The sequence below is a fragment of the Micromonospora sediminicola genome (genome assembly GCF_900089585.1).
GTDB lineage: Bacteria > Actinomycetota > Actinomycetes > Mycobacteriales > Micromonosporaceae > Micromonospora > Micromonospora sediminicola.
Genome location: NZ_FLRH01000003.1, coordinates 3,869,122 through 3,894,472, shown reverse-complemented (window position 1 = coordinate 3,894,472; position 25,351 = coordinate 3,869,122). Strand labels below are relative to the sequence as shown.

Sequence of the window (25,351 nt, the reverse complement as noted above, 5' to 3'; positions counted from 1 at the left end):
AGGATGCCTTAGGGGATGTGCGCCGGTCAACAGCGTTTGTCGAGCTCGGCACCGGGGACGCGACAAGGGCAAGCCGCACGCTGACGAGGAGGGCGACATGAGCTTCACCGACAAGGCGAAGATGAAGGCCCAGGAGATGAGCGGCATGGCCAAGGAGCGCATCGGCGACGTCACCGACAACGAGCGGTTGCGGGCCGAGGGCGCCAGCGAGCAGAGCGCGGCACGGGCGCGTCAGGCCGGGCAGGACGTCAAGCAGGCCGGCCGGGACGTCAAGGACGCGTTCGAGAAGTGACCCGGACGCACGTCGCCCCCGCCGGCTCAGCCGGCGGGGGCGACGTGGTGCGACGGGACGGTCAGTCGTCGCGGTGGGCGTGCCACCAGGACTGGCCCGCCTCGGGCAGGGTGTCGATCGGGTCGTAGTACGCGTAGCGCTTGTTGAGCGCCTCCAGGTCGGCGGACTCGATCGACGTGCGGTAGTTCTTGGTCCAGTAGGAGATGCCGCGCTCGCGGTCGTAGTCGGTGAGCATGTGCACCCAGCGCTTGCCGACGAACGGGACGTCGCAGACGATCCGCGGGGTGGCGTAGCCGGGCAGGTAGCCCATGATGTCGTGCTGGAGCTGCTGGGCGTGCCAGACCGGGACCCGCCAGTGCTCGGCGTTGGGGATCATGTCGCACATGTAGAAGTAGTACGGCAGGATGCCCGTCTCGCCCTGCAGCGCGAAGCACAGGTCGAGCAGGTCGGCGCTGGTGGCGTTGACGCCGCGCATGAGCACGCCCTGGTTGCGGACGTCGCGGACGCCGACGTCGAGCGCGGTCTGGGCGGCCTTGGCGACCAGCGGGGTCAGCGACTGGGCGTGGTTGACGTGGGTGTGGATGGCCAGGTTGACGCCGCGGCGGGCGGCGGTGCGGGCGACCCGTTCGAGGCCCTCGACCACGTCGGGCTGGAGCCAGTGCTGCGGCAGGCCCATGAGCGCCTTGGTGGCGAGCCGGATGTCGCGGATGGTCTCGATCTCCAGCAGGCGCATGAGGTAGGACTCGAGGTTACGCCACGGCACGTTGGCGACATCGCCGCCGGAGACGACCACGTCCCGGACACCGGGGTGGGCCTTGAGGTAGGTGATGTGGGCGTCGTAGCGGTCGACCGGCTTGAGCGTGAGCTTGAGCTTGTCGACGGCGGGGGTGGAGTTGCCGACGAGGTCCATCCGGGTGCAGTGCCCGCAGTACTGCGGGCAGGTGGAGAGCAGCTCGGCGAGGACCTTGGTGGGGTAGCGGTGGGTGAGTCCCTCGGCGACCCACATGTCGTGTTCGTGCAGGCTGTCGCGGCTGGCGTAGGGGTGTGAGGGCCAGTCGGTGCGCCGGTCGGAGGCGACCGGGATCATGTAGCGGCGGACCGGGTCGGCGAGCAGCGCCTCGGTGCTCATCGGCGCGAACGGCACCATGGTGTTGAGCATCTGCGGGGGCACCAGCATGGACATGGTGGCCAGGGCCTTCTGGTCGGCCTCCAGGTCGGCGTAGAAGGTCTCGTCGACGGTGTCGCCGAGGACGGTGCGCAGCTGCTTGATGTTCTTGACGCAGTTGACGCGCTGCCACTGGGCGCTCTCCCACTGGTCGCGGGTGACGTGGCGCCAGCCGGGGAAGCGGGTCCAGTCGGGTTCGACCAGGGGTGCGCGCCGGTATTCGTAGGGCTGTCCGGCGGTGGGGACGGCGACGGGCGCGGGGCGGGACGTCGGGATGGTCTCCACCGGTTGGGTCTGGGTCACGGCCCCTCCTCGTCGTGCGGTGCGGTTGATCAGCGGGTGCGAACGCTACTGGAAAATCTGCGGTAAAGAAATTAGTCTGCCGGAAGTTTTCCCGCGACGCGAGCCCTGACCGGGGGTTCGGGCGGCTGGACATAGGGGGTCGGCGTGACGTCACCGGTGGGTCTGCACCGAGTCGTGGAACCGGCGGGGGTGCTGCCGCAGGCGGCCTGGCGGCTGGACGCCGACCCCCGGATCGCGGCGAACGAGGTGCGGATCCGGGTCGAGCGGCTGAACCTGGACGCGGCGAGTTTCCGGCAGTTGGCGGAGAAGCACGGCGGGGACGGGGAGAAGGTCCGCGCCGAGGTGCTGGAGATCATCTCGACCCGGGGGAAGATGCAGAACCCGGTGACCGGGTCGGGCGGCATGCTGATCGGCACGGTGGAGGAGGCGGGTCGCCGCTCGCCGCTGGGGTTGCGGCCGGGGGACCGGGTGGCGACGTTGGTGTCGTTGACGCTGACGCCGTTGACGATCACCGACGGCCTGGCCCGGTGGGACGGGCGCAGCGAGCAGGTGCCGTGCGACGGGTACGCGATCCTGTTCGCGCGGTCGATCGCGGCGGTGCTGCCGGCGGATCTGCACCCGGAGTTGTCCCTGGCGGTGCTGGACGTGTGCGGGGCGCCGGCGTTGACGTCGCGGGTGGTGGCCGAGCAGGTGGCGCGGCGGGCGCGGGAGGGTGATCCGCGTCCGGTGTCGGTGGCGGTGATCGGCGGGGCCGGCAAGAGCGGGTCGCTGTCGCTGGCCGCGGCGCGGCGGGCGGGCGCCGGCCGTACGGTCGGGGTGGTGCCGGTGGCGGCGGAGCGGGACGCGCTGACGGCGGCCGGGGTGGCCGACGTGGTGGCGTTGGCGGACGCCCGGGATCCGGTGGGTCTGTCGACGGCGGTGACGACGGCGTTGGGGGTGCCGGCGGACGTGACGGTGGTGTGCGTGGACGTGCCGGGGTGTGAGCACGGCGCGGTGCTGGCCACGGCGGACGGCGGTACGGTGATCTTTTTCTCGATGGCGACGAGTTTCGCGGCGGCGGCGTTGGGCGCGGAGGGCCTGGCGGCGGACGTGACGATGCTGGTGGGCAACGGGTATGTGCCGGGGCACGCGGAGTTGGCGTTGGAGTTGTTGCGCGCCGAGCCGGGGGTGCGCGGGCTGTTCGAGGCGCGGCTGGCGGCAGACTGAGGCCATGACGAACCCCTCGACGCTGTATCGCGGTGGAGTGCTGCACTGTCCGGCCGACCCGAGCGCGACGGCGCTGCTGGTGCGGGACGGGCGGATCGCCTGGTTGGGTGCGGACGCGGACGCGCCGGTGTCCGATCGGGTGGTGGACCTGGGCGGGGCGTTGGTGACGCCGGCGTTCGTGGACGCGCACGTGCACGCGACGGACACGGGTCTGGCCCTGTCGGGGTTGGATCTGTCGGCGGTGCGGTCGGCCGGTGAGCTGCTGGAGGCGGTGGCGGCGTTCGCGGCGGGGTTGCCGGGCGACGCGGTGGTGCTGGGGCACGGTTGGGACGAGTCGACGTGGGCGGCGCCGGTGGTGCCGGACGCGGCGGCGTTGGACCGGGCGGCCGGAGGGCGGCGGGTGTACCTGTCGCAGGCGTCGATCCATTCGGCGTTGGTGTCGGCGGCGTTGCTGGCGGCGTGTCCGGATGTGGTGGCGGCGCCCGGGTACGACGCGTCGGGCTGGTTGCGGCGGGACGCGCACCACGTGGTGCGGGAGGCGGCGCTGGGTTCGGTGTCGGCCGCGCAGCGGGTGGTGGCGCAGCGGGCGGCGTTGCGGCACGCGGCGTCGTTGGGGATCGCGGCGGTGCACGAGTGCGGCGGTCCGGGGACGTCGGACGAGTCGGACTTCACGGGTCTGCTGGCGGTGTCCGGGGACGGGGTGCCGGAGGTGTACGGGTACTGGGGTGAGCTGCTGGGCGCGGCGAAGGCCCGGGATCTGGGTGCGGTGGGCGCGGGCGGGGACCTGTACGCGGACGGGGCGTTGGGGTCGCGGACGGCGCACGTGTCGGCGGCGTACCTGGACGGTGAGCCGGGGGCGTGCGGGCACGGGTACGTGACGGCGGAGCAGGTGCGTGATCATCTGGTGGACTGCGCGGCGCACGGGATGCAGGGCGGGTTCCACGCGATCGGGGACGCGGCGATCGGCACGGTGCTGGAGGGGTTCGCGGCGGCGGCGCGGACGTTGGGCACGGATCGGGTGCGGGCGGCGCGGCACCGGGTGGAGCACGCGGAGATCATGAGCAAGCGGTTGATCGCCGGGTTCGTGGAGTACGGGATCGTGGCGTCGATGCAGCCGGCGTTCGACCGGTTGTGGGGTGGCGCGGGTCGGATGTACGAGTCGCGGTTGGGTCTGGCCCGGTCGTTGGAGTCGAATCCGATGGGTGCGATGCACGGGGTCGGGGTGGCGTTGGCGTTCGGGTCGGATTCGCCGGTGACGCCGCTGGATCCGTGGGGGTCGGTGCGGGCGGCGGCGGCGCATCACAACCCGGGGCAGCGGATGAGTGTGCGGGCGGCGTTCGCGGCGCACTCGCGCGGTGGTTGGCGGGCGGTGCACCTGGACAACGAGGGTGTGTTGGCGTTGGGTGCGCCGGCGACGTTCGCGGTGTGGGACACCCCGGCGGGGGTGGAGCGGGGTTTGCCGGTGTTGCAGGCGGAGGACCCGGAGGCGCGGGGTCCGGAGGATCCGACGCCGCTGCCGGTGTGCCGGGCCACGGTGTTGCGCGGTGACGTGATCTATCAGGAAGGCAGTTCGTGACAGGGAAGCTTGGGCTGGATCCGGCGTTGGTGGCGCGGGCGCGGGAGTTGGCGCGTCGGGCCGGGCAGCCGGTGGTGGATCTGGCGCGCAGCCACACGACGGTGTCGGTGGAGCGGGCGGTGCTGCGGTTGGCCGGGGTGACCGGCGCGGACCCGGACGGCATCCCGTGGGTGAACCGTCTGGTGGACGCGGTGGTGGCCGACGTGGGGCTGGGCCACGGGGTGGCGGTGCCGGTGTTCGACGCGATGGCCCGGGAGGGCGTGTCGGACGTGACGTTGCTGGCGCAGAAGGCCGCGGCGGGGTCGGTGCGGTTCGCGCAGCCGACGGCGAAGGCGGCGACGGCGGCGAGGAGGGCCGCGCGGCGGGCGGTGGCGGCGGGGGTGCGGCAGATCGACCGGCGGCGCGCCGAGCGGGACCGTCTGGTGAAGCGGCACGGGGATCCGAAGCAGCGGCCGTGGATCTATCTGATCGTGGCGACCGGTGACATCTACGAGGACATTCCGCAGGCGCAGGCGGCGGCGCGGGCCGGCGCGGACGTGATCGCGGTGATCCGGTCGACGGGGCAGTCGCTGCTGGACTACGTGCCGGAGGGGGCGACCCGGGAGGGGTTCGCGGGCACGTACGCGACGCAGGAGAACTTCCGGCTGATGCGGGCGGCGTTGGACGAGTCGTCGCGGGAGTTGGGCCGGTACGTGCGGCTGACGAACTACGCGTCGGGGCTGTGCATGCCGGAGATGGCGACGTTGGCCGGCCTGGAGCGGCTGGACATGATGCTCAACGACTCGATGTACGGGATCCTGTTCCGTGACATCAACCCGATCCGTACGTTCGTGGACCAGCGGTTCTCCCGGCAGGTGCACGCGCGGGCGGGGATCATCATCAACACCGGTGAGGACAACTACCTGACCACCGCGGACGCGGTGGACGAGGCGCACACGGTGACGGTGTCGCAGTTGCTCAACGAGTTCTTCGCGCACGAGGCGGGGTTGTCCGACGGGTTGCTGGGGTTGGGGCACGCGTTCGAGATCAACCCGGAGGTGCCGGAGTCGTTCCGGTTGGAGTTGGCGCACGCGTTGCTGGCGCGGGAGTTGTTCCCGGACGCGCCGTTGAAGTGGATGCCGCCGACGAAGCACATGACCGGGGACGTGTTCCGGGGCAACCTGCTGGACGGGTTCTTCAACCTGGTCGGGACCATGACCGGGCAGGGCATCCTGCTGGTGGGGATGATGACCGAGGCGGTGGTGACGCCGTGGTTGTCGGACCGGGACATCGCGTTGCAGAACGTGCGGTACGTGCTGGGTGCGGCGGGCGGGTTGCACGAGGACTTCGTGCCGGCGCCGGGCGGGTTCATCCAGCAGCGGGCGCACCGGGTGCTCGGTGAGGCGGTCGATCTGCTGGAGCGCATCGGTGAGCAGTCGCTGTTGACGGCGATCGCGGAGGGCACGTTCGGGATCATGAAGCGGCCCGCGGACCGGGGCAAGGGCCTCGACGGCGTCGCGAGGCACGAGGCCGACTACTTCAACCCGGCCACCGAGATCCTGGAGCAGTCGGCATGAGCCAGCACAGCCCGAGCGAGAAGAAGATCGTGCGGCCGTACGGGGACACCACCGGTGACGGCATGGTGCAGGTGTCGTTCACGTTGCCGGTGCCGCACGACAAGCGGGCCGAGGGCGCCGCGGTGCAGTTGGCCAACAAGATGGGCATGGACCCGGCGATGCTGGTGCACGCCAAGCCGATCGGTGACGGGTTCACCTTCTTCGTGGTCTACGGGCGGGTGAACCACCTGGTTGACCTGGACCGGGTGCAGGTGGTGGAACGGGACTTCCCGCTGCTGTCGGCCAAGGAGGTCAACACGGTGGTGAAGCAGCGGATGCGGCGCAAGCTGTCGGTGGTGGGCGCCTGCATCGGCACGGACGCGCACACCGTGGGCATCGACGCGATCCTGAACGTCAAGGGCATCGCGGGGGAGAAGGGCCTGGAGTACTACCGGGAGTTGAAGGTCACCAACATGGGTGCGCAGGTCAGCGTGCCGGAGTTGGTGGAGGCGGCCCGGGCGGAGAAGGCCGACGCGGTGCTGGTGTCGCAGGTGGTGACGCAGCGCGACGCGCACCTGCACAACACGCGGGAGATGTCGGCGGCGTTCCGGGAGGCGATGCCGGCGGGGAAGCGGCCGCTGCTGATCGTCGGTGGGCCCCGGTTCGACGAGACGATGACCACGGAGCTGGGCGTCGACCGGATCTTCGGTCGCGGCACCACCCCGGGCGAGGTCGCCAGTTACCTCGTCCACGCGTTGATCACCTCCAGGAAGGCGAGCAGTTGAGCGAGCAGGATCCCCGGCTGGGGTTGACCGTCACCCACCGCCGGTACGTGCCGTACGCCCACGCGCACTACGCGGGGAACCTGGTCGACGGGGCGTACGCGTTGGGGTTGTTCGGTGACGTGGCCACGGAGGTGTGCATCCGCACCGACGGCGACGAGGGGCTGTTCGCCGGCTATTCGGACGTGCGGTTCACCGCGCCGATCCGGGCCGGTGACGTGGTGGAGGTGACGGCGCAGGTCGCCCGCGTGGGTTCGCGCAGCCGGACGCTGGAGCTGAGCTGCGCGGTGGTGTGCCGGGGCCGCCCGGACCGGGGCGAGTCGGCGGCCGAGGTGCTGGACCCTCCGATCGTCGCGGTCACCGCCACCGGCACCGTGGTCGTGCCGCCGGCGCCGTGAGCGCGAGGAGCGAGCCGGTCCTGCGAGCCCCGCAGTCGCGAACGAAGACCAGCCCCGTGAGCGCGAGGAGCGAGCCGGTCCTGCGAGCCCCGCAGGCGACGGGCGGCCGCGCGTGAACGTGGCGGTCTGCGCCGACGTCGGGTCGACGTACACGAAGGCGGCGGTGGTCGACCTCGACGGCGGTCGGCTGGTCGGCGCGGCGTCCGCGCCGACCACGGTCGGCACGGACGTGCTGCACGGCCTGGACGCCGCGGTCGGCGCGGCCACCGCGTCAGCCGGCGTGGGTGACGTGCCGTGGTACGTGTGCTCGTCGGCCGGTGGTGGGCTGCGGCTGGCGGTGATCGGCTACGAGCCGCTCGTGACGGCGCAGGCGGGCCGGCGGGTGGGTCTGTCGGCGGGTGCGAACGTGGTGCACGTGGCTGCGGGCCGGCTCGGCGCGGCCGACCTGTCGGCGTTGCGGGCGGCCCGACCGGACGTGGTGCTGCTGGTGGGTGGCACCGACGGCGGTGACGCCGACACCCTCACCCACAACGCGACCCGACTGGCGCGGGCCCGCTGGCGGGTTCCGGTGGTGCTGGCCGGCAACGCCGACGTCCGCGCCGACCTGCACGCCGTGCTGGTGGCGGCGGGGGTGCCGGTGACCGCCGCGGACAACGTGCTGCCCCGCATCGGGGTGCTGGCGCCCGCGCCGGCCCGGGCGGCGATCCGCGAGGTGTTCCTGCGGCACGTCATCGGCGGCAAGCGGCTGTCGCGGGGCACCCGGTTCGCGCGGCTGGTCCGCGCGGCGACGCCCGACGCGGTGCTGACCGGGGTGGAGGTCCTCGCCGACACCCTCGGCGGTGACCTGGCCGTGGTGGACGTGGGCGGGGCCACCACCGACGTGTACTCGGTGCTCACCCCCGACGAGCGCGACAGCGGCCCCGGTCAGGAGGTCGCCGGGACGCTGTGGCGGGCCCGCACCGTCGAGGGGGACCTGGGCATGCGGTGGAGCGCGCCGGGTGTGGTGCGGGCCGCCGCCGAGGAGCGGCTGCTCGACCCGGGGGAGGAGGGGCCGTTGGCCGAGGCGGCGGCGGTGCGGGCCGCCGACCCGGGGTTCCTGGCCGCCGGTGACGCCGAGCGGGCCGCCGACCGGCGTATCGCGACCCTCGCGGCGACGGTGGCGTTGCGGCGGCACGCCCGGGGCGCGGCCACCGGGGAACGCGCCGGCCGGGACCTGCGGGAGGTGCGGCTGCTCGTCGGCTCCGGCGGGGTGCTGCGCCACGCCGAGGCGGGTCACGCGGCGGCGGTGCTCGACGCGGTGCTCACCGACCACGCCGGGGGGTGGCCGTTGCCGCGCGCCGCCCGGCCGGTCGTCGACGTCGACTACGTGCTGGCCGCCGCCGGGCTGCTCGCCGACGAGCATCCGGGTGCGGCGGCGGCGGTGCTGCGCCAGCACCTGACCGGCTGACCGACCGTCCACGGATCGAGACGCGCCGACGCGACACGCCGTGGCGCAACACACGACAGGCCGGGGTGGGTTGACAGCGGCGGGGGTCTACGCCGTACCGTCTTTGAGTCCTACTACGGGAAGCGGCTGTTGTTCGCTTCGTCCCTTCGTCCGCTGGCCGAGTGACCGGAAGGTTGCGGCGGCCAGGTCCAGCGGGCGGGGGTCGGCGGGGCGGCGCGAACCGGCCGCGGTTACCGGTGTACGGGCAGGGTGAGAGGAACGGCCAGTAGACAACGGCCAGGCGGGGGCAGCCAGTCCACGTCCGGTCGGTCCGAAGGTCGGCGCCGATCGTCCTCGCCCCACCGGCCGGGGAGGGCCTGGGAGCATCGGGGCGCGGCTTAGGCCGCGCCCCGATTTCCGTCACCGGCCGGGTCAGTGGCCGAGCCGCTGGTAGCGGCGCACCGCCGCCGGGGCGGCCACCGCGATCAGCGCCAGCGGCCAGGCGATCGCCAGCAGCAGCGCGTGCCGCGCCGGCCACGAGTCCGCGCCGACACCCGGATTGCCGAACAGGTCCCGCACGGCCGCCACCGTCGCCGACAGCGGGTTCCACGCCGCGACCGCGCCCAACCAGTCGGGCATCAGTTCCGGTGCGACGAACACGTTCGACAGCGCGGTCAGCGGAAACGCCAGCGGGAACACCACCACCCCGACCGTGTCGGGGTTCGGCACCAGCAACCCCAGCAGGATCCCCACCCAGGTCAGCGCGGCGCGCAGCAGCAGGATCAGCGCCACCGCCCCGAGTGCGGCGAGCAGGCCCTCACGCCACCGCCAGCCCACCAGCAGCCCGCACACCACGAGGGTGGCCATCTCCAGGCACGCCCGCACCAGGTCCGCGCCGGCCCGCCCGGACAGCGGCGCCGAGCGGGCCATCGGCAGGGAGCGGAAACGGTCCACCACGCCGCGGCCGGCGTCGACCGCGATCGCCGAGGCGGTGGCGCCGAGACCGTAGAGCATCGTCATGACGAACACCCCGGGCAGCAGGAACTCTCGGTAGCTGCCGTCGCCGGGCACCGCCATGCCGCTGCCGAACACGTAGCCGAACACCAGCACGAACATGATCGGCAGGGTGAAGTAGAGCACGATCTCCTCGGGGGAGCGGACCACGTGCCGCAGGTTCCGTCCGGCCATCACCCAGCCGTCGACGAGCGCCGTCACGCCGCCACCTCCGCACGCTGCCGCGCGTGCGCCGTGTGGCCGGTCAACCGCAGGAACGCCTCGTCCAGCGTGGGTCGACGCACCAGCACGTCCTCCACCTCCACCCCGCTGTCGGTCAACTCCCGCAGGACCGCGGTGAGCACGGCGATCCGGTCGGTCACCGGCGCGTCCACGCGGCGCAGCTCCCCGTCCACCGTCACCGCCGCCCCGGTGGCCCGTTCCAGCACCGTCGCCGCCGCCGGCACGTCCGCCGCGCGTCGCACCACCAGCTCGACGCGGTCGGCGCCGATGCGCGCCTTGAGCTGCTCCGGGGTGCCCTCGGCCACCACCCGGCCGGCGTCGAGCACGCACACCCGGTCGGCGAGCTGGTCGGCCTCCTCCAGGTACTGGGTGCACAACAGCACCGTGGTGCCGTCGGCGACCAGCTCCCGCACCGCCGTCCACAACCCGTTGCGGCTGCGCGGGTCCAACCCGGTGGTCGGCTCGTCGAGGAACAGCACCCGCGGCGGCACGACCAGGCTGGCGGCCAGGTCCAGGCGGCGACGCATCCCACCGGAGTAGGTGCCGGCCGACCGGTCCGCCACCGCGGCCAACCCGAAACGGTCCAGCAGCTCGTCGGCGCGGCGACGGGCGGTACGCGCCGGCAGGCGCCGCAGCCGGCCGAACAGCACCAGGTTCTGCCGGCCGCTGAGCACCTCGTCCACGGCTGCGTACTGCCCGGTCAGGCTGATCGCCTCGCGTACCCGATCCGGGCGGGCGGCCACGTCGTGTCCGGCGACCCGGGCCCGGCCGCCGTCGCCGCGCAGCAGCGTGGTCAGGATCCGCACCGCCGTGGTCTTGCCCGCCCCGTTGGGGCCGAGCATCCCGCACACCGTGCCCGCCGGTACCGCCAGGTCGAACCCGTCCAGGGCGGTGGTCGGGCCGTACCGCTTGCGTAACCCCTCGGCCAGCACGGCCGTCGTCTCATCGGTCATGGCGCCAGCGTCGCCGGCGCCGCTGACCGGGGGCGCACCGCGCGCTGACCGGGCGGCGGTGGCGCGGTCAGCCGGCGGCGAGCACGGCCACCGCCTGCGGCCGCGCCAGCGCGGCGCCGCGGGTGAACGCCGCGGCGAACGCTGCCGCGCCGAGGTGCGACCGGGCCGCGTCGGCGACCGGCGCGACCGTCGGGGCGTCGGCCGCGCCGGTGCCGGCCAGCAGCGCCGACACGGCCCCCAGCAGGTACGCGGCCTGTTCGGGCCCGTCGTCGGCCAGTAGCGGCCGGACCAGCCCGTCCACCGCGGCGACGACGGTCGGGACGTCCCACACCCCGACGGTCGCGGTGACGACGCGCCGGTAGTGGGCGCGGGCCGCCGCCGGGTCACCGGCGGCGTCGGCGAGCTGCCCGAGCGTCACCCGCGCCGCCAACCGGACCACCTCCGCGCCGAACCAGCCCGACGGGCACCCGGCGAGGGCCCGCTCGCACAGCGTCCGGGCACGGTCGGGGTCGCCGTCGCGCCGGGCGATCTCCCCGAGCCCCAGGTCGGCGGCGGCGACCAGTTCCGGCGCGCCGGCCGGCCCGGCCATCCGGCGCACCCGCCGGTAGTCGTCGCCCGCGCCGGTCAGGTCACCGACGAGCAGGCGACCGTCGGCGCGGGTGCGCAGCAGCTCCGCCAGGTCCAGCGTGGAGCCGAGCTGCTCGACCAGGCGCAGCGCCTCGGCCATCGGCGCGGCGGCCGCGCGGGCGTCGCCCTCCCGGTAGGCGGTCTCGGCGAGGGTGCTCAGCGCCAGGATCATGCCCCACCGCTCGTTCAGCGCCCGGAACCCGGCCAGCGCCTCGGTGAGGTCGGCGCGGGCCCGGTCGTGGTGGCCGTGCAGCAGGTGCACGGTGGCGGTGCCGAGCACGCCCAGGGCCCGGCTCCACGGGTCGGTGCCGAGCAGCCATTCCCGGCTGGCCCGGTCGGTCAGCACGGCCAGCCGGTGCGGCGGTGGCGGGCCGCTGGCCATGCCGGACAGGTAGAGCAGGAACGGGTGTCGGGGCGGCCGGTCGCGGTCCCACAGGATGCGCGAGGCCGTGGCGACCGCCGTGGCGTCGCCGGCGCCGGCGAGCGTGGCGACCAGCAGACACAACGCGTACTCCTCGTCGAGGCCGGCCGGCGCCGCGTCGAGCCGGTCGACGAGCCGCCCGGCCAGCTCGGCGCCCTCGCCGCGCAGCCCCCGCAGCCACCAGTAGAACGCCAGCGCCGCGACCAGCCGCAGCGCGGCTTCGGTGTGCCCGTCGTCCACCGCCCGGCGCAGCGCCGCGTGCAGGTCGTCGCGGGCGGCGTCCAACCGGCGCAGCCAGCGGTCCTGGCCGGCACCGCGCAGGCCGGCGTCGCCGGCCCGGGCCAGGTCCAGGAAGTACGCGGTGTGCGCGGCCCGCACCCGCGTGGCCTCCCCGCCGTCGGTGAGCCGCCGCGCCGCGTAGGCGCGGATGGTGTCCACCATCCGGTACCGTCCGTCGTCGGCCTCCACCAGGGACTTGTCCACCAGCCCGGTGAGCACGTCGACGACGTCGTCGTCGCCGGTCGGCCCGCACACCGCCTGCACCGCCGGCAGGTCGGCGGCGCCGACGAACACGCCCATCCGGGCGGCCAGGCGCCGCTCCGGCTCGTCCAGCAGCTCCCAGCTCCACCCCACCACCGCCTCCAGCGTGCGGTGCCGGGGCTGCGCCGCCCGGTCGCCGCGGCGCAGCAGCCGGAACCGGTCGTCCAGGCGCGCCGCCACCTGCGCCACCGGCAGGGCCCGCAACCGGGCCGCGGCCAGCTCCAGAGCCAGGGGCAGGCCGTCGAGGGTGCGGCAGATCCGCAGCACGGCCGGCGTGGTGGCCGCGTCCAGGGTGAAGCCCGGCGCGACGTCGGCGGCCCGGTCGGTGAACAGCCGCACCCCGGCGTAGGCGGCGGCCGCCTGCGGTGACACCGGGCCGGCGGGCACCGGCAGCCCACCGACCGGGCAGATCGCCTCGCCGGTGAGACCCAGCGGCTCCCGGCTGGTGGCCAGCACCCTCAGGTCGGGTGCGGCGGCGAGCAGCCGGGCGGTCAACCGGGCCGCGTCGTCGACCACGTGCTCGCAGTTGTCCAGCACGAGCAGCAGCCGCCGGTCGGTCAGCGCCGCCACCAACCGGTCGGTGAGGTCACGGGGGCCGCCGGGGGCGCGCAGCCCGGCGTCGCGCAGGTCCAGCGCGGCCAGCACCGCCGGCGCCACGGCCGACCCGGGCGCCACCGACGCCAACTCCACCAGGCACACGGGGGCGTCGTGGCGGCTCGCGGCGGCGACGGCCAGGCGGGTCTTGCCGGCGCCGCCCGGCCCGTGCAGGGTCACCAGACGCGCCGAGGCGATCAGCTCACCGACCCGGCGCAGTTCCCGCTCCCGACCGACGAAACTGGTCAGCGGAGTCGGCAGCCGTGACGGCGTGCCACCGGCGGGCGGACCGTCGTCGCGCAGCAGGGCGGTGTGCAGCGCGGTCAGCTCCGCCGACGGGTCGGCGCCCAGCTCGTCGGCGAGCACCTCCCGGGCCCGGGCGTACACGGCCAGCGCCTCGGCGCGTCGTCCGGCGCCGTGCAGGGCGCGCATCAGCTGCCCGTACAGCCGCTCCCGCAGCGGGTGCTCCGCCACCAGCGCCCGCAGTTCCGCCACCAGCGGCGGACCGGCCGGCGCGGACGCCAGCTCCGCCTCGACGCGGTCCTCGACCGCGGCGAGGCGCAGGTCCCGCAGCCGGGCCGCCTCGGCGGCCAGCACCGTGCCGGTGACGTCCGCCAGCGGCTCGCCGCGCCACAGTCGCAGCGCCTGCCGCAGCAGCGCGCCGGCGCGGCCCGGGTCGCCGGCGGCGAGCGCGACCCGGCCGGCCTCGGCCAGGCCGGCGAATTCATGCACGTCGACCTGCTGCGGGTCGACGGCCAGCCGGTAGCCGGCCGGACCGAACTCGATCTCCACGCCGGGCAGCAGCCGGCGCAGCCGCGACACCTGTGACTGCAGCGCGTTCGCGGCCCGCTGCGGGGGGTCGGCGTCGTAGACGCCGTCGACGAGCCGTCCCGGCGGCACCGTGCGGCCGGCGTCGAGCAGCAGCAACGCCAGCAGGGCGCGCAGCCGCTGCCCGGCGACGGGCAGCGCGGTGCCGTCGGCGGCGTACGCCTGGGTGGGGCCGAGGACACCGAACCGCATACGCCCGATTGTCGCCTGCCCCTGGTGGTCCGGCCCACACCGGCCGGGCCGGTCGACGTCGCGGCCGGGTAGCCTTCGGCCCGTGATCGTGGTGAGGTGCCGGTGACGACGCTCGACCGGGAACAGCCGCGTGCCACCGACGGGGCACGCCCGGACGCCGACGCGCGTCCTCTGCCGTTGACGCTGGCCGTGCCCGCCGCCGTGCTGGCCGGTCTGGCGCTGCTGGTCGCGTTCCCCCCGTACGGGCTGTGGCCGCTCGCGCCGGTCGGGGTGGCGCTGCTGGCCGCAGCGGTGCACCGGCGGCGGTTGCGCGCCGGCGCCGGGCTGGGCTTCCTCGCCGGGGTGGCGTTGTTCGCGCCGCTGCTGGAGTGGACCAACCTGCACACCGGCTACCTGCCGTGGGTGCTGCTGTCGCTGCTGCAGGCCGGCTACCTGGCGCTGCTGGGCGCGGCCACCGCCTGGGTGTCACCGCTGGCCGACCGGCACCGGGCGGCGTGGCCGCTGCTCACCGCCGTGCTGTGGGTGGGTCAGGAGGCGCTGCGCGACCGCACCCCGTTCGGCGGGTTCCCGTGGGGGCGGCTGGCGTTCAGCCAGGACACCTCGCCGCTGCTGCGGCTGGCCGCGCTCGGCGGCGCGCCGCTGGTCACGTTCGCCGTCGCGCTCGCCGGCGGGATCCTGCTCACCCTCGCCTGGCGGGACTGGCGCCGCACCGCCGGGCAGTGGCGGCCGGTCGCCGGGCTCACCGCCGCGCTCGTCGCGGTCGTGGCCGCCGGCACGGCCGTCCCGACCGGGGTACGGGGGGCCGGTGACACCGTCACCGTCGCCATCGTGCAGGGCAACGTGCCCCGCCTCGGGCTGGACTTCAACGCCCAGCGGCAGGCGGTGCTCAACAACCACGTCGACGCCACCCTGAAACTGGCCGAGCAGGTCGCGCAGGGCGGGCAGCGCCGCCCTGACCTGGTGGTGTGGCCGGAGAACTCCAGCGACATCGACCCGCTGCGCAACCCGGGCGCCGGCGACCGGATCTCCCAGGCCGCCGACGCGATCGGCGCGCCGATCCTGGTCGGTGCGGTGCTGCTCGGCCCCGGTCAGGGGCAGGTCCGCAACGCCGGTCTGCTGTGGCGCCCGGGCAGCGGCGCCGACCTGACCCAGCTGTACACCAAGCGGCACCCGGTGCCGTTCGCCGAGTACGTGCCGCTGCGGTCGATCGCCCGCAAGGTCAGCGCCGAGGTCGACCGGGTGCGCTCGGACTTCGTCCCGGGCACCCGCCCGGGCGTGCTGGACACGGGCGCGGTGACCCTCGGCGACGTGATCTGCTTCGAGGTGGCCTACGACGGCATCGTCCGGGACACCGTCACCGGCGGCGCGCAGCTGCTGGTGGTGCAGACCAACAACGCCACGTTCGACGTGGCCGAGGCCCGCCAGCAGCTGGCCATGGTGCGGTTGCGGGCCGTGGAGCACGGCCGGTCCGCGCTGATGGCCTCCACGGTCGGGGTGTCCGGGTTCGTTTCCCCCGACGGGCGGGTAGACGGTGCGACCGGGTTCAACACCGCCGAGGTGGTGGTGCGGCAGATGCGACTCGGGGACGGGCGTACCCCGGCCACCACGGCCGGGGTGTGGCCGGAGGTGGCGCTCGCGGCCCTCGCGGTCGCGGCGCTGGCCGGCGCGGCCGTGCTGCGCCGCCGCCGCAGGGCCACCGCCGGCTGAACCGACGAGCGGGAGGCGGTGCGACGGTGGGCGTGGCAGCCGACAGGCGGACGGTCGGCCATCCCGGGGTGGGGCGGGTCCTGGTGGTCATCCCCACCTACAACGAGGCCGACAACGTGCGCCGCATCGTCGACCGGGTCCGCGTGGCGGCACCCGCGGTGGATGTCCTCGTCGCCGACGACAACAGCCCCGACGGCACCGGCGCTATCGCCGACACGATCGCCGGGAACGACCCCCGGGTGCACGTGTTGCACCGTCCGGGCAAGGAAGGTCTCGGCGCGGCCTATCTGGCCGGTTTCGCGTGGGCGCGGCGGCGTGGCTACGACGCGGTGGTGGAGATGGACGCCGACGGCTCGCACGCCCCGGAGGACCTGCCGGCGCTGCTGGCGGCGGCCCGCGACGCCGACGTGGTGATCGGCTCCCGGTGGACCCGGGGCGCGCGGGTGCTGAACTGGCCGTGGCGTCGGCTGCTGCTGTCGCGCGTCGGGAACCTGTACGCGCGGGTGGCGCTGGGTATGCCGGTCAGCGACGCCACCGGCGGCTACCGGGTGTACCGGACGAGCGCGCTGGACGCGATCGACCTGGACTCGGTGCGTTCCCAGGGGTACGCGTTCCAGGTGGAGCTGTCCCGGCTGGCGCACCGCGCCGGGGTGCGCATCGTCGAGGTGCCGATCACGTTCGCCGAGCGGGAGCACGGCGACAGCAAGATGAGCCCGCTGATCGTGGCGGAGGCGTTGTGGCGGGTCACCCGGTGGGGGGTGCGGGACCGGCGGGCGTCGGTGCGGGGCCGGCCGGCGGCGTTGGCCCGGTGGCCGTGAGCGCGGGCGTGTCATGCTGGAGGGGCGTGACGACACACCGGGCGGATGAGGTGAGATGCGCCGAGGACTGAGATACCTACCACCGGCCCTGCTGCTGCTGACGCTGCTGGAGCTGGCCGTTTTCGTCCTGGTGGGCCGGGCCGTCGGGTTCGGCGCGGCGCTGCTGCTGGTGTTCGCGGCCTCGCTGCTGGGTCTGGTGCTGCTGCGCCGCGAGGGCATGCGGGCGTGGCGGGGGTTCCGGGCCGCCGCGCAGGCCGGCCAGCCGCCGGGGCCGCAGGTCACCGACGGGCTGGTGGGCCTGCTCGGTGCGCTGCTGCTGGCGCTGCCGGGTCTGGTCAGCGGCGCGGTGGGGTTGCTGCTGCTGGTGCCGCCGCTGCGTCGGTTGGCCGGCGGTGGGGTGCGCCGGGCCACCGAGCGGCGGGTGTCGTCGATGGTCGCCGGTGACCTGTTCGGGCCGCGCCGGGTGCGGGTCTACCAGGGGCAGTCGCAGCCGACGCCCACGCCGCAGCAGCCGCCGGTGGCCGAGCCCGGCCGGGCCATCGAGGGTGAGATCGTGGACCGCTGACGCAACCCCCCAGACGCGACGAAACGCCCCCGGGAATCATCCCGGGGGCGTTTCGGTCGTCTACGGGTGCTCAGGCGCGACCGCGGCGGGTGCGGACCTCCTGCAGCCGCTCGGCGAGGATGTCCTCCAGCTCGGCGATCGAGCGGCGCTCCAGCAGCATGTCCCAGTGGGTGCGCGGCGGCTTGGCCTTCTTCTGCTCCGGCTCGCTGCCGTCGACCAGCCGGGCGACGCTGCCGTCGAACTTGCACTCCCAGGTCGTCGGGACCTCGGCGTCGACGGCGAACGGCACCTCGAACTGGTGGCCCTTGGCGCACAGGTACTCGCGGGTCTGACGCGGCGCGAGCTCCGTGTTGCGGTCGGATTCGTAGCTGACCGCGCCCAGCCGGCTACCGCGCAGCATACGCTCGCCCATGATCGACTTCCCCTCGTCCGTGGTGCTGGTCTTCAGGTGTAACGGCCGGTCACCGCCCGCCCATTCCCCACCCACGCCGGCAGGGCCGTACGCGGGTCGGAAGCATCAAGGGTAACCGGCCATGACAGCTGCCCGGCGGGGTCGTCCCCGGCCGGGCCGAATCGGTGGAGTGTTTCGCCTGTCAACGGGGATGTTACCCACCCGCATGCGTGCCGGAGGTGACGATGACCAGTGACGCGCCGGTCGGCGCACGACCGCCCGCCGGGAAGACCTTCTTCGGTCACCCACGGGCGCTGTCCACCCTCTTCCTCACCGAGATGTGGGAGCGGTTCAGCTTCTACGGCATGCGCGCCATCCTGGTGCTCTACCTGACCGCCGCGGTCGCCGACGGTGGGCTCGGCATCGGCGAGTCCAGCGCCAACGCCGTCTACGGCACCTACAACGCGATGGTCTACCTGATGGCGCTGCCCGGCGGCTGGGTCGCCGACCGGCTCATCGGCGCGCGGCGCAGCGTGCTGTGGGGCGGTGTGGTCATCGCCGCCGGCCACTACGTGATGGCGATCCCCACCGGGTGGAGCGTGTTCGCCGGCATGACGCTGATCGTGCTCGGCACCGGCCTGCTCAAGCCGAACATCTCCACCATGGTCGGCGACCTCTACGAGCGGGACTCACCCCGCCGCGACGCCGGGTTCTCCATCTTCTACATGGGCATCAACCTGGGCGCGTTCATCGCCCCGCTGATCACCGGCTTCCTCGGCGAGAAGATCAACTGGCATCTCGGGTTCGGCGCCGCCGCCATCGGCATGACCTTCGGCGTGATCCAGTACGTGGCCGGGCGGCGCAACCTCGGCGACGCCGGCGCCCGGCCGGCCGACCCGCTGCTCGGCGCCGACCGGCGGCGGGCGCTGACCCGCGTCGGCGTGGCCACCGCCGTGGTGCTGGTGGTGCTGCTCGCGCTGCTGCTGACCGGCTGGTTCACCGTCGACACGGTGGTCAACCTGCTCACCGTGGTCACCGTGCTGGTGACCGTCGCCTACTTCGCGCGGATCCTCACCGACCGGGAGATCAGCGACACCGAGCGCAGCCGGATGAAGGCCTACGTGTGGCTGTTCCTCTTCGCCGCGTCGTTCTGGCTGATCTACGACCAGGCCGGGTCGGTGCTGAACATCTTCGCCGCCGACCGGACCGACCGGAACGTCGGCGGGTTCACCTTCCCGGCGTCCTGGTTGCAGTCGGTCAACCCGATCCTCATCATCATCGGCGCGCCGCTGGCCGCGTGGCTGTGGCTCAAGCTCGGCCACCGGGTGTCCACGCCGACGAAGTTCGCCGTCGGCCTGGTGCTCAACGGCCTGTCGTTCGTGCTGATGGCCGCCGCCGCCCAGGCCGCCGTCGGCGGCGACCTGGTCTCGCCGTGGTGGCTCGTCGCCGTGTACGCGATCCAGGTCGCCGGTGAGCTGTCGCTGAGCCCGGTGGGCCTGTCGGCCACCACGAAGCTGGCCCCGGTCAAGTACGCCAGCCAGATGCTGGGCCTGTGGTTCCTCGCCACCGCCGTCGGCGACGCCATCGGCGGTCAGGTGGCCCGGCTGGCGGACAGCTGGTCGCAGGCGACCTACTTCCTCACCTTCGGCCTGGCCTCGGTGGTGCTGGGCCTGGCCGCGGTGATGTTCACCCGCCAGATCCGAGGCCTGATGGCCGGCATCCACTGACCGCCGCTCACCCCGCCGGCACGGGCGGCAACGGCAGCGGCAAGCCGGGCAGCCCGTCGATGCTGGTCGCCACGTGCTCCTTGCCGGCGAAGTAGGCGCTCAGCGACGCGTCGTCCTCCCGGGCGAACCGCCGCCCGTGCAGGTCCCGGTCGGTGTCGTAGCTCATCAGCGGCACGGTGTAGCCGCAGGTGTCGCGGATCAGCTCGGCCCGCACCACGATCACCGCCCGCAGCCCGTGCGGGCTCGGGTCGATGTCCGGGAAGTGCCGCAGCAGGTCGGGCCAGCGCGGGTCGTCGCGGAACACCGGCTCACCGCGCCCGTGCACCCGCACGATGGTCGGCGGCCCGGCGAACGCGCACCACATCAGCGTCACCCGGCCGTTCTCCCGCAGGTGGGCGATGGTCTCGGCGTTGCTGCCGGCGAAGTCGAGGTAGGCCACGGTGTGCTCGTCGAGCACCGCCAGGCAACCGCGCAGGCCCTTGGGGGAGAGGTTGACGGTGCCGTCGCCGGACAGCGGGGCGGTGGCCACGAAGAACATCGGCTGCGCCTCGATGAAGTCCCGCAGCCGGCCGTCGATGCGCTCGTACGTCTTTCCCATGCCCCGATCCTCCCCGGGCAGCGGGGTGTGGCGCTGTCCCGTCCCAGCCCGTGGCCGGTCAGCCGGTGCGCGTGCCGAGCCGGGCCAGGGCCGTGGCCAGGTCGCTGACCTGGTCGGCGAGCTGCCCGGCGCGCCGCTGCGCGGCGTCCCGCTCGGCCTCGGCCGCGGCCGTGCGGGCGGCCAGGTCACCCGCCCGGGCCTCGGCGGCGCTCGCGGCCCGCCGCGCGTCGGCCAGCTCCGCGGCCAGCCCGTCCCGCTCGGCGGTACGGGCGGCGGCCTGCTGCGCCGCGGCGGCCACCTCGGCGCGCAGTCGCTCCACCGCCGCCTCGGCCTCGGCCCGGGCCGCGCCGGCGCGGTCCCGCGCGACGAGAGCCTGCCGCGCGGCGGCGGCCTCGGCGTCGGCCCGCTCCGCGGCGGCCCGGGCCGCCTGCTCGGCCTCGACGGCCCGGGCGGCGGCGGCCTGCGTGTCGACGCGGGACCGCTCGGCCCGGTCGAGGGCCTCGGCGGCCGAGCGGATGGCCCGCTCCGCGTCGGCGCGGGCGGTGTCCCGTTCGGCGGTCAGCTCGGCGACCCGCTGCCGCTCGCCGTCGCGTTCGGCCCGCACGGTGCGCAGCTCGTGGCGGGCGGCGTCGCGGTCCCGCTCGGCCTGCACCCGCAGCGCCTGGGCGGCGCCCGCCTCGGCGCGGGCGGCGTCCCGGGCGTCCTCGGCGGCGGCGACCCGCTCGGCCGCCGCCGCGGCGGTCGTCTCGGCGCGGTCGGCCCGGTCCCGGGCGGCGTCGCGTTCGGCGTGTGCGGCGCGCGCGTCCTGCCGGTCGCGGGTGGCCGCCGCGGCGGCGTCCTCGGCGTCGCGGCGGGCCTCGTCGCGTTCGGCGTGCGCGGCGGCGACCTGCGCGGCCGTCTGCGCGCGCAGCTCGGCGAGCTGCCGCTCCACCCCGGCCGGGGACAGCTCGGCGTGCAACGCCTCGCTGAGCGTCTCCACGATCTGGTCGAGCCGGTCCACCGCCTCCCAGGTGCGTGCCACCTGCCCGGGCAGGCCGGGGGAGTTGCGGTGGCGCATGCGCGAGTTGCGGGCGGCGCGCTGGCAGGCGCCGTCGTTGTCCCGGCAGTAACGGAACGGGCGGCCCGCGCCGAAGCGCTGCGGCACCTCCCGCCCACAGTGGGCGCAGGGGCGGGTCTCGGTGGCGGGCTCGACGTCCATCGGGGGCGAAGTCTAGTGGCCGGTCCCGGCGCGGGCCGCGCCGTCGAGGGTGTAGCGGCGTTGCACCAGCACCGCGACCACCATCACCGCGGCGGGCAGCAGACCGAAGCCCCAGCGCAGCGCGTCCAGCGCCGCCGAGGACTGGGTCACCGTCTGCCCGGCCGAGGACGCGACGAACCCGCCGGCGGCCAGGCACAACGCGTACGCGTAGGGGCCCAGCGCCGCGCCGGTGGCCTCGGTCGCGGTCCACACCCCGGTGTACGTGCCGGCCCGCTCGGTGCCGGCGGCGCGGATCACATCGGGCAGCATGGAGAACGGCAGCAGCTGCATGCCGGCGAACGCCACCCCGAGCACCGCCACGGCGGCGACCAGCACCGGCAGCCCCGCGGGCCGCCCGACCGCCAGCACCAGCGACCCGGCGGCGAACGCGGCCTGCCCGGCGAGCAGCGCGCGCTGCTTGCCGACCCGGCGGGCCAACGCCAGCCAGGCGGGCGTGACCAGCAGCGCCGGCGCGACGAACGCGGCGACGAGCACCGTGGTGAGCCCGGGGCGGCCCAGCTCGTACTCGGCGTAGTAGGGCACCCCGGCCAGGACCAGGTGGGTGGTTGTCGACATGGCCAGGTAGGCGCCGACCAGCGCGCGGAACTGCCGGTCGCGCAGGCTGGCCGCCAGCGTCCGCCACCCGCCGGCGCCGTGCGGGGCCGCCGGGGCGGCGGCGGTACGACGCAGCCGGTCGATCCCGACCACGCCGACCGCCATCGCGGCGAGCATCCCGGCCGCCAGCACCACGGCCATCTTCAGGTAACCGGCGCGGGTGGCGTCGTCGCCGCCGGTCAGCAGCGGCGCCAGCAGCCCGGAGACCAGGATGCCGAGGGTCAGCACCACCATCCGGAACGCCATCAGCCGGGTCCGCTCGTGGTAGCCGATCCGCAGGTCGGCCGGGGTGGCCAGGTAGGGCACCTGGTAGGCGGCGAACAGCAGATTGCCGGCCACGAAGAACACCGCCACCCAGCCCGCGGCGGCCGCGCCGGTGAGGTGGCCGGGCACGGCGAACAGCGCGGCGAACGCCACCGGCAACGCGCAGCCGGCCAGCAGCAGCCGCCGGCGGTGACCCCGGCGGGCCTGCTCGACGTCGCAGCGGTGCCCGATCCACGGGTGCAGCAGCACGTCGGCGATCTTCGGCAGCAGCAGGGTCAGCCCGGCCAGCCATGGTGCGACCGCGAGGACGTCGGTGAGGAAGTAGAGCAGCAGCAGCCCCGGCACGGTCACCCAGACACCCATGCCGAGCGAGCCGGCGGCGAACCCGACCAGCGGTCCGCGTGGCAGGGCGACGGCGTCGTCGCGCCGCTGGTCCAGCCCGGTCATGCCGTCTCCTGTCCCGGGGCGCGCCGCCCCAATCCAACGGATGCTGGATTGTAGGGGGAACAATGGCCGGATGACCATGCCCCGCCGGCGGCCGGGCCGCCCCCGCCGCGACGACCAGCGACCGACCCACGACCTCGTGCTCGCCGCCGCGACCGCGTTGTTCGCCGAGCGCGGGTTCGACGCGGTCAGCGTCCGGGACGTGGCCGCCGCGGCCGGCGTCGACGTGGCCACGGTGGCCCACCACACCGGCACCAAGGCGCAGCTCTACGACGCCTGCTTCGCCCGGGTGTTCAGCGCCGAGCGCGAGGTCCTGGAGGCGGCCGGGCAGCGCGCGGCCGAGGCCCTGACCGCCGGCCCGGGTCAGGCGCTGCGCGCGCTGCACGAACTGGTCGACGTGTTCGTCGACTTCCTGGAGGACCGGCCGGAGACCACCGCGCTGTGGCTGCGCCGCTGGCTGGAGCCGCAGCGGCACGCGGAGCTGGACCGGCGTTACTCCGCGCCGCTGTACGCGCAGGTCGAGCGCCTGCTCGCCGCCGCGGCGGGAGCCGGGGCGCTGGTCGAGCCGGCCCCGCACGTGACCGTGCGCAGCCTGGTCTGGGCGGTGCACGGGCACGTGGTGGCGCTCGCCGCGCGCTCCGGCTCCGCAGCGCGGGAGCGGCGTGAGTTCCGGGCGTTCGTGCACCGCCTGCTCGACGGGCTCTACCCACCGGCCACCCCTTGACGGCGTCCCGCCCACCGGGGATTATCCAGCAGTCGTTGGATAAAAGGAGGCGGGCATGTCGGCACCACCCCGGGTCGCGGTCGTCGGCGCCGGAGCGGCCGGACTGGCCACGCTCAAGGCGCTCGGCGACGCCGGCGTGCCGGCGGTCGCGTTCGAGACCGCCGACACCCTCGGCGGCCTCTGGGTCTACGGTGCGCCCGGCTCGCCGGCGTACCGGACGCTGCACCTCAACACCAGCCGGGGGCGCACCGAGTTCGCCGACCACCCGATGCCCGCCGACTGGCCCGACTACCCCGACCACACCCGCGTCGCCGGCTACCTCGGCGACTACGCCGACCGGTTCGGCCTGCGCGACGCGGTGCGGCTGCGGCACACCGTCGACCGGGTCACCGCCGCCGGCGACGGCTGGCGGGTGCACGCGACCGGCCCGGACGGCCCGGTGACCGTCGACGTCGAGGCGGTCGTGGTCGCCAACGGGCACAACCGGGTGCCGAACCGGCCCGCGCCCTATCCCGGCGAATGCGCCGCGCAGCAGATGCACAGCCACGACTACCGTGGACCCGAGCAGCTCGCCGGCCGCCGGGTCCTGGTGGTCGGCGGCGGCAACTCCGCCATGGACATCGCCGTCGACGCCTCGTACGCCGCCACCCGGACGTTGCTGTCGCTACGCCGGGGCGTCTGGGTGGTGCCCAAGTATCTGCTCGGCCGCCCGTCGGACACGCTCAACGGGGCGCTGGCCCGCCGGCTGCCCTGGCGGCTGCGCCAGCGGATCAGCCAGACCATGCTCACCGCCACCGTCGGCCCGCCCGCCCGCTACGGGCTGCCCGCCCCGGAGCACGGCTTCCTCCAGGACCACCCGACGCTCTCCGACACGCTGCTGTCCCGGCTCACCCACGGCGACGTGCAGGCCCGTCCCGGCATCGCCCGCTTCGCCGGCGACCGGGTCGAGTTCACCGGCGGCCGGGTCGACGAGGTGGACCTGGTGATCTGGTGCACCGGCTACCGGGTGGAGGTGCCGTTCCTCGACCCGGCGCTGCTCGGCGACGGCGCCGACCGACTGCCGCTGTACCGGCACGTGTTCCACCTGGACGCCCCCGGCCTGGCCTTCGTCGGGCTCATGCAGTCCACCGGCGCGGCGTTCCCGCTGGTCGAGGCGCAGGCCCGGCTCGTCGCCGCCCGGCTGGCCGGCACCTGGGCGCCGCCGGAACGCGACCGCCAGGCCGCCGCCTGCCGCGCCGAGCTGCGCGCCGCCACCGCCCGCTGGGGACAGCGCCGGCCGCACATGCGGGTGGACTTCGACGCGTACCTGGCCGAGCTGCGCCGGGAACTGGCCGCCGGCCGCCGGCGGGCCGGAGCGGCCCGGTGAGCGCGCTCGCCGGGCGGCGGGTGCTGGTCACCGGCGCGCACGGCACGTTCGGCCGGCGCCTGAGCGCCGCGCTGACCGACGCCGGCGCGCACGTGGTCGGCCTGGACCTGCACGCCGACGCCGACGCGACGCCGCCGGTGCTCGGGGTCGACCTGACCGACGCGGCGGCGACGCCGGCCGCGGTGGCCGCCGCCGTCGACCGGCTCGGCGGGCTGGACCTGCTGGTCAACAACGCCGGCGTCGGCGGTCCCGCCCCCGCCGAGCTGGCCCCGGACGAGGTGGTGCGCCGGCAACTGGAGGTGAACCTGCTCGCCGCCTGGCGGACCACGGCCGCGGCGATGCCGGCGCTGGAGGCCGCCCGCGGCCGGGTGATCTTCGTGGCCAGCCGGATGGCGGTGCTGCCGCTGCCCCTCGCCGCCGCGTACGGGGTGAGCAAGCGGGCCCTGGTCGCGTACGCCGACGCGCTGCGCCACGAGGTCGGCACGCACGTCGGGGTCAGCGTCGTCTACCCCAGCATGGTCGCCTCCCCGATCCACGACAGCACCGTCGCCGCCGGACTGTCGCTGAGCGGGGTGTCCCGGCCCGAGCCGGTCGAGGGAGTGGTCGCGGCGATCCTGCGCGCCGCCGCCGCCCGGCGCGCGCCCCGCGACGTGGCCACCACCCGACGCGGCCGGGTCGAGCTGGCGCTGGCCCGGCACGCGCCGGCGCTGGCCGACCGGCTGGTGCGGCGGACCGTCGCCGGGCGCGTCGCCGCCGGTGACCTGGACGGCGCGGCGCTGGCCGCCGGGATGGTGCGGCGGCACCGCCAGGCACGCGGGTAG

Annotated in this window: 22 protein-coding genes; 14 read left to right on the top strand and 8 right to left on the bottom strand. The window is 75.0% G+C overall.

The features are described from left to right. Positions 1-97: 97 nt before the first annotated feature. Positions 98-292 (top strand): CsbD family protein, encoded by a 195-nt coding sequence (locus GA0070622_RS18630; RefSeq protein ID WP_091574484.1) that lies wholly within the window; start codon positions 98-100, stop codon positions 290-292. 61 nt (positions 293-353) lie between these two features. On the opposite strand, the gene GA0070622_RS18625 is transcribed toward GA0070622_RS18630, so the two are convergent. Next, positions 354-1,760, bottom strand: coding sequence for a KamA family radical SAM protein (locus GA0070622_RS18625; RefSeq protein WP_091574483.1), 1,407 nt, complete (start codon positions 1,758-1,760; stop codon positions 354-356). 144 nt (positions 1,761-1,904) lie between these two features. Between GA0070622_RS18625 and kdd the strand changes: the two genes are divergently transcribed. The 6 genes from kdd to GA0070622_RS18595 all read left to right on the top strand — a co-directional run bounded on the left by kdd (position 1,905) and on the right by GA0070622_RS18595 (position 8,704). Further along, a complete protein-coding gene (gene kdd / locus GA0070622_RS18620; protein WP_091574482.1) occupies positions 1,905-2,966 on the top strand; it encodes an L-erythro-3,5-diaminohexanoate dehydrogenase in 1,062 nt (353 codons plus the stop codon). A gap of 4 nt (positions 2,967-2,970) precedes the next feature. Continuing rightward, positions 2,971-4,542, top strand: a complete 1,572-nt coding sequence (locus tag GA0070622_RS18615) for an amidohydrolase (RefSeq protein ID WP_091574481.1) — start codon at positions 2,971-2,973, stop codon at positions 4,540-4,542. Further along, positions 4,539-6,098 (top strand): lysine 5,6-aminomutase subunit alpha, encoded by a 1,560-nt coding sequence (kamD, locus tag GA0070622_RS18610; RefSeq protein ID WP_091574480.1) that lies wholly within the window; start codon positions 4,539-4,541, stop codon positions 6,096-6,098. Before GA0070622_RS18615 ends, kamD begins: the two co-directional genes overlap by 4 nt. After that, the gene (gene kamE / locus GA0070622_RS18605; protein ID WP_091574479.1) at positions 6,095-6,862 is read left to right on the top strand and encodes a lysine 5,6-aminomutase subunit beta; all 768 of its coding nucleotides are present in this window, start codon (positions 6,095-6,097) and stop codon (positions 6,860-6,862) included. The genes kamD and kamE overlap by 4 nt, the downstream gene beginning before the upstream one ends. Then, on the top strand, positions 6,859-7,257 hold the full coding sequence (gene kal / locus GA0070622_RS18600) for a 3-aminobutyryl-CoA ammonia lyase (RefSeq protein WP_172967784.1): 399 nt from the start codon (positions 6,859-6,861) through the stop codon (positions 7,255-7,257). The genes kamE and kal overlap by 4 nt, the downstream gene beginning before the upstream one ends. A gap of 112 nt (positions 7,258-7,369) precedes the next feature. Continuing rightward, a complete protein-coding gene (locus tag GA0070622_RS18595) occupies positions 7,370-8,704 on the top strand; it encodes a glutamate mutase L (RefSeq protein ID WP_091574477.1) in 1,335 nt (444 codons plus the stop codon). Between the two features lie 411 nt (positions 8,705-9,115). On the opposite strand, the gene GA0070622_RS18590 is transcribed toward GA0070622_RS18595, so the two are convergent. The 3 genes from GA0070622_RS18590 to GA0070622_RS18580 all read right to left on the bottom strand — a co-directional run bounded on the left by GA0070622_RS18590 (position 9,116) and on the right by GA0070622_RS18580 (position 14,074). Then, positions 9,116-9,898 carry an ABC transporter permease gene (locus GA0070622_RS18590; protein WP_245666399.1) on the bottom strand — a complete coding sequence of 261 codons (783 nt, stop codon included), beginning with the start codon at positions 9,896-9,898 and terminating at the stop codon, positions 9,116-9,118. After that, the gene (locus GA0070622_RS18585) at positions 9,895-10,872 is read right to left on the bottom strand and encodes an ATP-binding cassette domain-containing protein (protein WP_091574476.1); all 978 of its coding nucleotides are present in this window, start codon (positions 10,870-10,872) and stop codon (positions 9,895-9,897) included. The genes GA0070622_RS18590 and GA0070622_RS18585 overlap by 4 nt, the downstream gene beginning before the upstream one ends. Positions 10,873-10,939: 67 nt before the next feature. After that, positions 10,940-14,074, bottom strand: a complete 3,135-nt coding sequence (locus tag GA0070622_RS18580; protein WP_091574475.1) for an ATP-binding protein — start codon at positions 14,072-14,074, stop codon at positions 10,940-10,942. Positions 14,075-14,245: 171 nt separating this feature from the next. Here GA0070622_RS18580 and lnt point away from each other — a divergent pair, with 171 nt between their 5' ends. From lnt to GA0070622_RS18565, 3 genes are read left to right on the top strand one after another with little or no spacing between them, the layout of a single operon-like run. Continuing rightward, a complete protein-coding gene (lnt, locus tag GA0070622_RS18575) occupies positions 14,246-15,781 on the top strand; it encodes an apolipoprotein N-acyltransferase (protein ID WP_245666636.1) in 1,536 nt (511 codons plus the stop codon). Positions 15,782-15,807: 26 nt separating this feature from the next. Next, complete coding sequence (locus GA0070622_RS18570) at positions 15,808-16,599, top strand: polyprenol monophosphomannose synthase (RefSeq protein ID WP_091574474.1); 792 nt, start codon at positions 15,808-15,810, stop codon at positions 16,597-16,599. Positions 16,600-16,654: 55 nt separating this feature from the next. Further along, on the top strand, positions 16,655-17,164 hold the full coding sequence (locus GA0070622_RS18565) for an FxsA family protein (protein ID WP_091574473.1): 510 nt from the start codon (positions 16,655-16,657) through the stop codon (positions 17,162-17,164). A gap of 70 nt (positions 17,165-17,234) precedes the next feature. On the opposite strand, the gene GA0070622_RS18560 is transcribed toward GA0070622_RS18565, so the two are convergent. After that, positions 17,235-17,576, bottom strand: a complete 342-nt coding sequence (locus GA0070622_RS18560) for an RNA polymerase-binding protein RbpA (RefSeq protein ID WP_046564157.1) — start codon at positions 17,574-17,576, stop codon at positions 17,235-17,237. Positions 17,577-17,800: 224 nt separating this feature from the next. Here GA0070622_RS18560 and GA0070622_RS18555 point away from each other — a divergent pair, with 224 nt between their 5' ends. Next, positions 17,801-19,282 (top strand): peptide MFS transporter, encoded by a 1,482-nt coding sequence (locus tag GA0070622_RS18555; RefSeq protein WP_091577643.1) that lies wholly within the window; start codon positions 17,801-17,803, stop codon positions 19,280-19,282. A 7-nt stretch (positions 19,283-19,289) separates the two neighbouring features. On the opposite strand, the gene GA0070622_RS18550 is transcribed toward GA0070622_RS18555, so the two are convergent. From GA0070622_RS18550 to GA0070622_RS18540, 3 genes are read right to left on the bottom strand one after another with little or no spacing between them, the layout of a single operon-like run. Continuing rightward, positions 19,290-19,880, bottom strand: coding sequence for a pyridoxamine 5'-phosphate oxidase family protein (locus GA0070622_RS18550; RefSeq protein WP_091574472.1), 591 nt, complete (start codon positions 19,878-19,880; stop codon positions 19,290-19,292). Positions 19,881-19,938: 58 nt separating this feature from the next. Next, complete coding sequence (locus GA0070622_RS18545) at positions 19,939-21,078, bottom strand: hypothetical protein (protein WP_091574471.1); 1,140 nt, start codon at positions 21,076-21,078, stop codon at positions 19,939-19,941. Between the two features lie 12 nt (positions 21,079-21,090). After that, complete coding sequence (locus GA0070622_RS18540) at positions 21,091-22,443, bottom strand: MFS transporter (RefSeq protein ID WP_091574470.1); 1,353 nt, start codon at positions 22,441-22,443, stop codon at positions 21,091-21,093. Between the two features lie 76 nt (positions 22,444-22,519). Between GA0070622_RS18540 and GA0070622_RS18535 the strand changes: the two genes are divergently transcribed. The 3 genes from GA0070622_RS18535 to GA0070622_RS18525 are packed head-to-tail and all read left to right on the top strand — an operon-like array spanning position 22,520 to position 25,351. After that, positions 22,520-23,164, top strand: a complete 645-nt coding sequence (locus GA0070622_RS18535) for a TetR/AcrR family transcriptional regulator (RefSeq protein ID WP_091577641.1) — start codon at positions 22,520-22,522, stop codon at positions 23,162-23,164. A 55-nt stretch (positions 23,165-23,219) separates the two neighbouring features. After that, positions 23,220-24,530: a flavin-containing monooxygenase gene (locus tag GA0070622_RS18530; protein WP_091574469.1), complete on the top strand. Its 1,311-nt coding sequence runs from the start codon at positions 23,220-23,222 to the stop codon at positions 24,528-24,530. Then, entirely contained in the window at positions 24,527-25,351 is an 825-nt protein-coding gene (locus tag GA0070622_RS18525; protein ID WP_091574468.1) for an SDR family NAD(P)-dependent oxidoreductase, read from the top strand. The genes GA0070622_RS18530 and GA0070622_RS18525 overlap by 4 nt, the downstream gene beginning before the upstream one ends.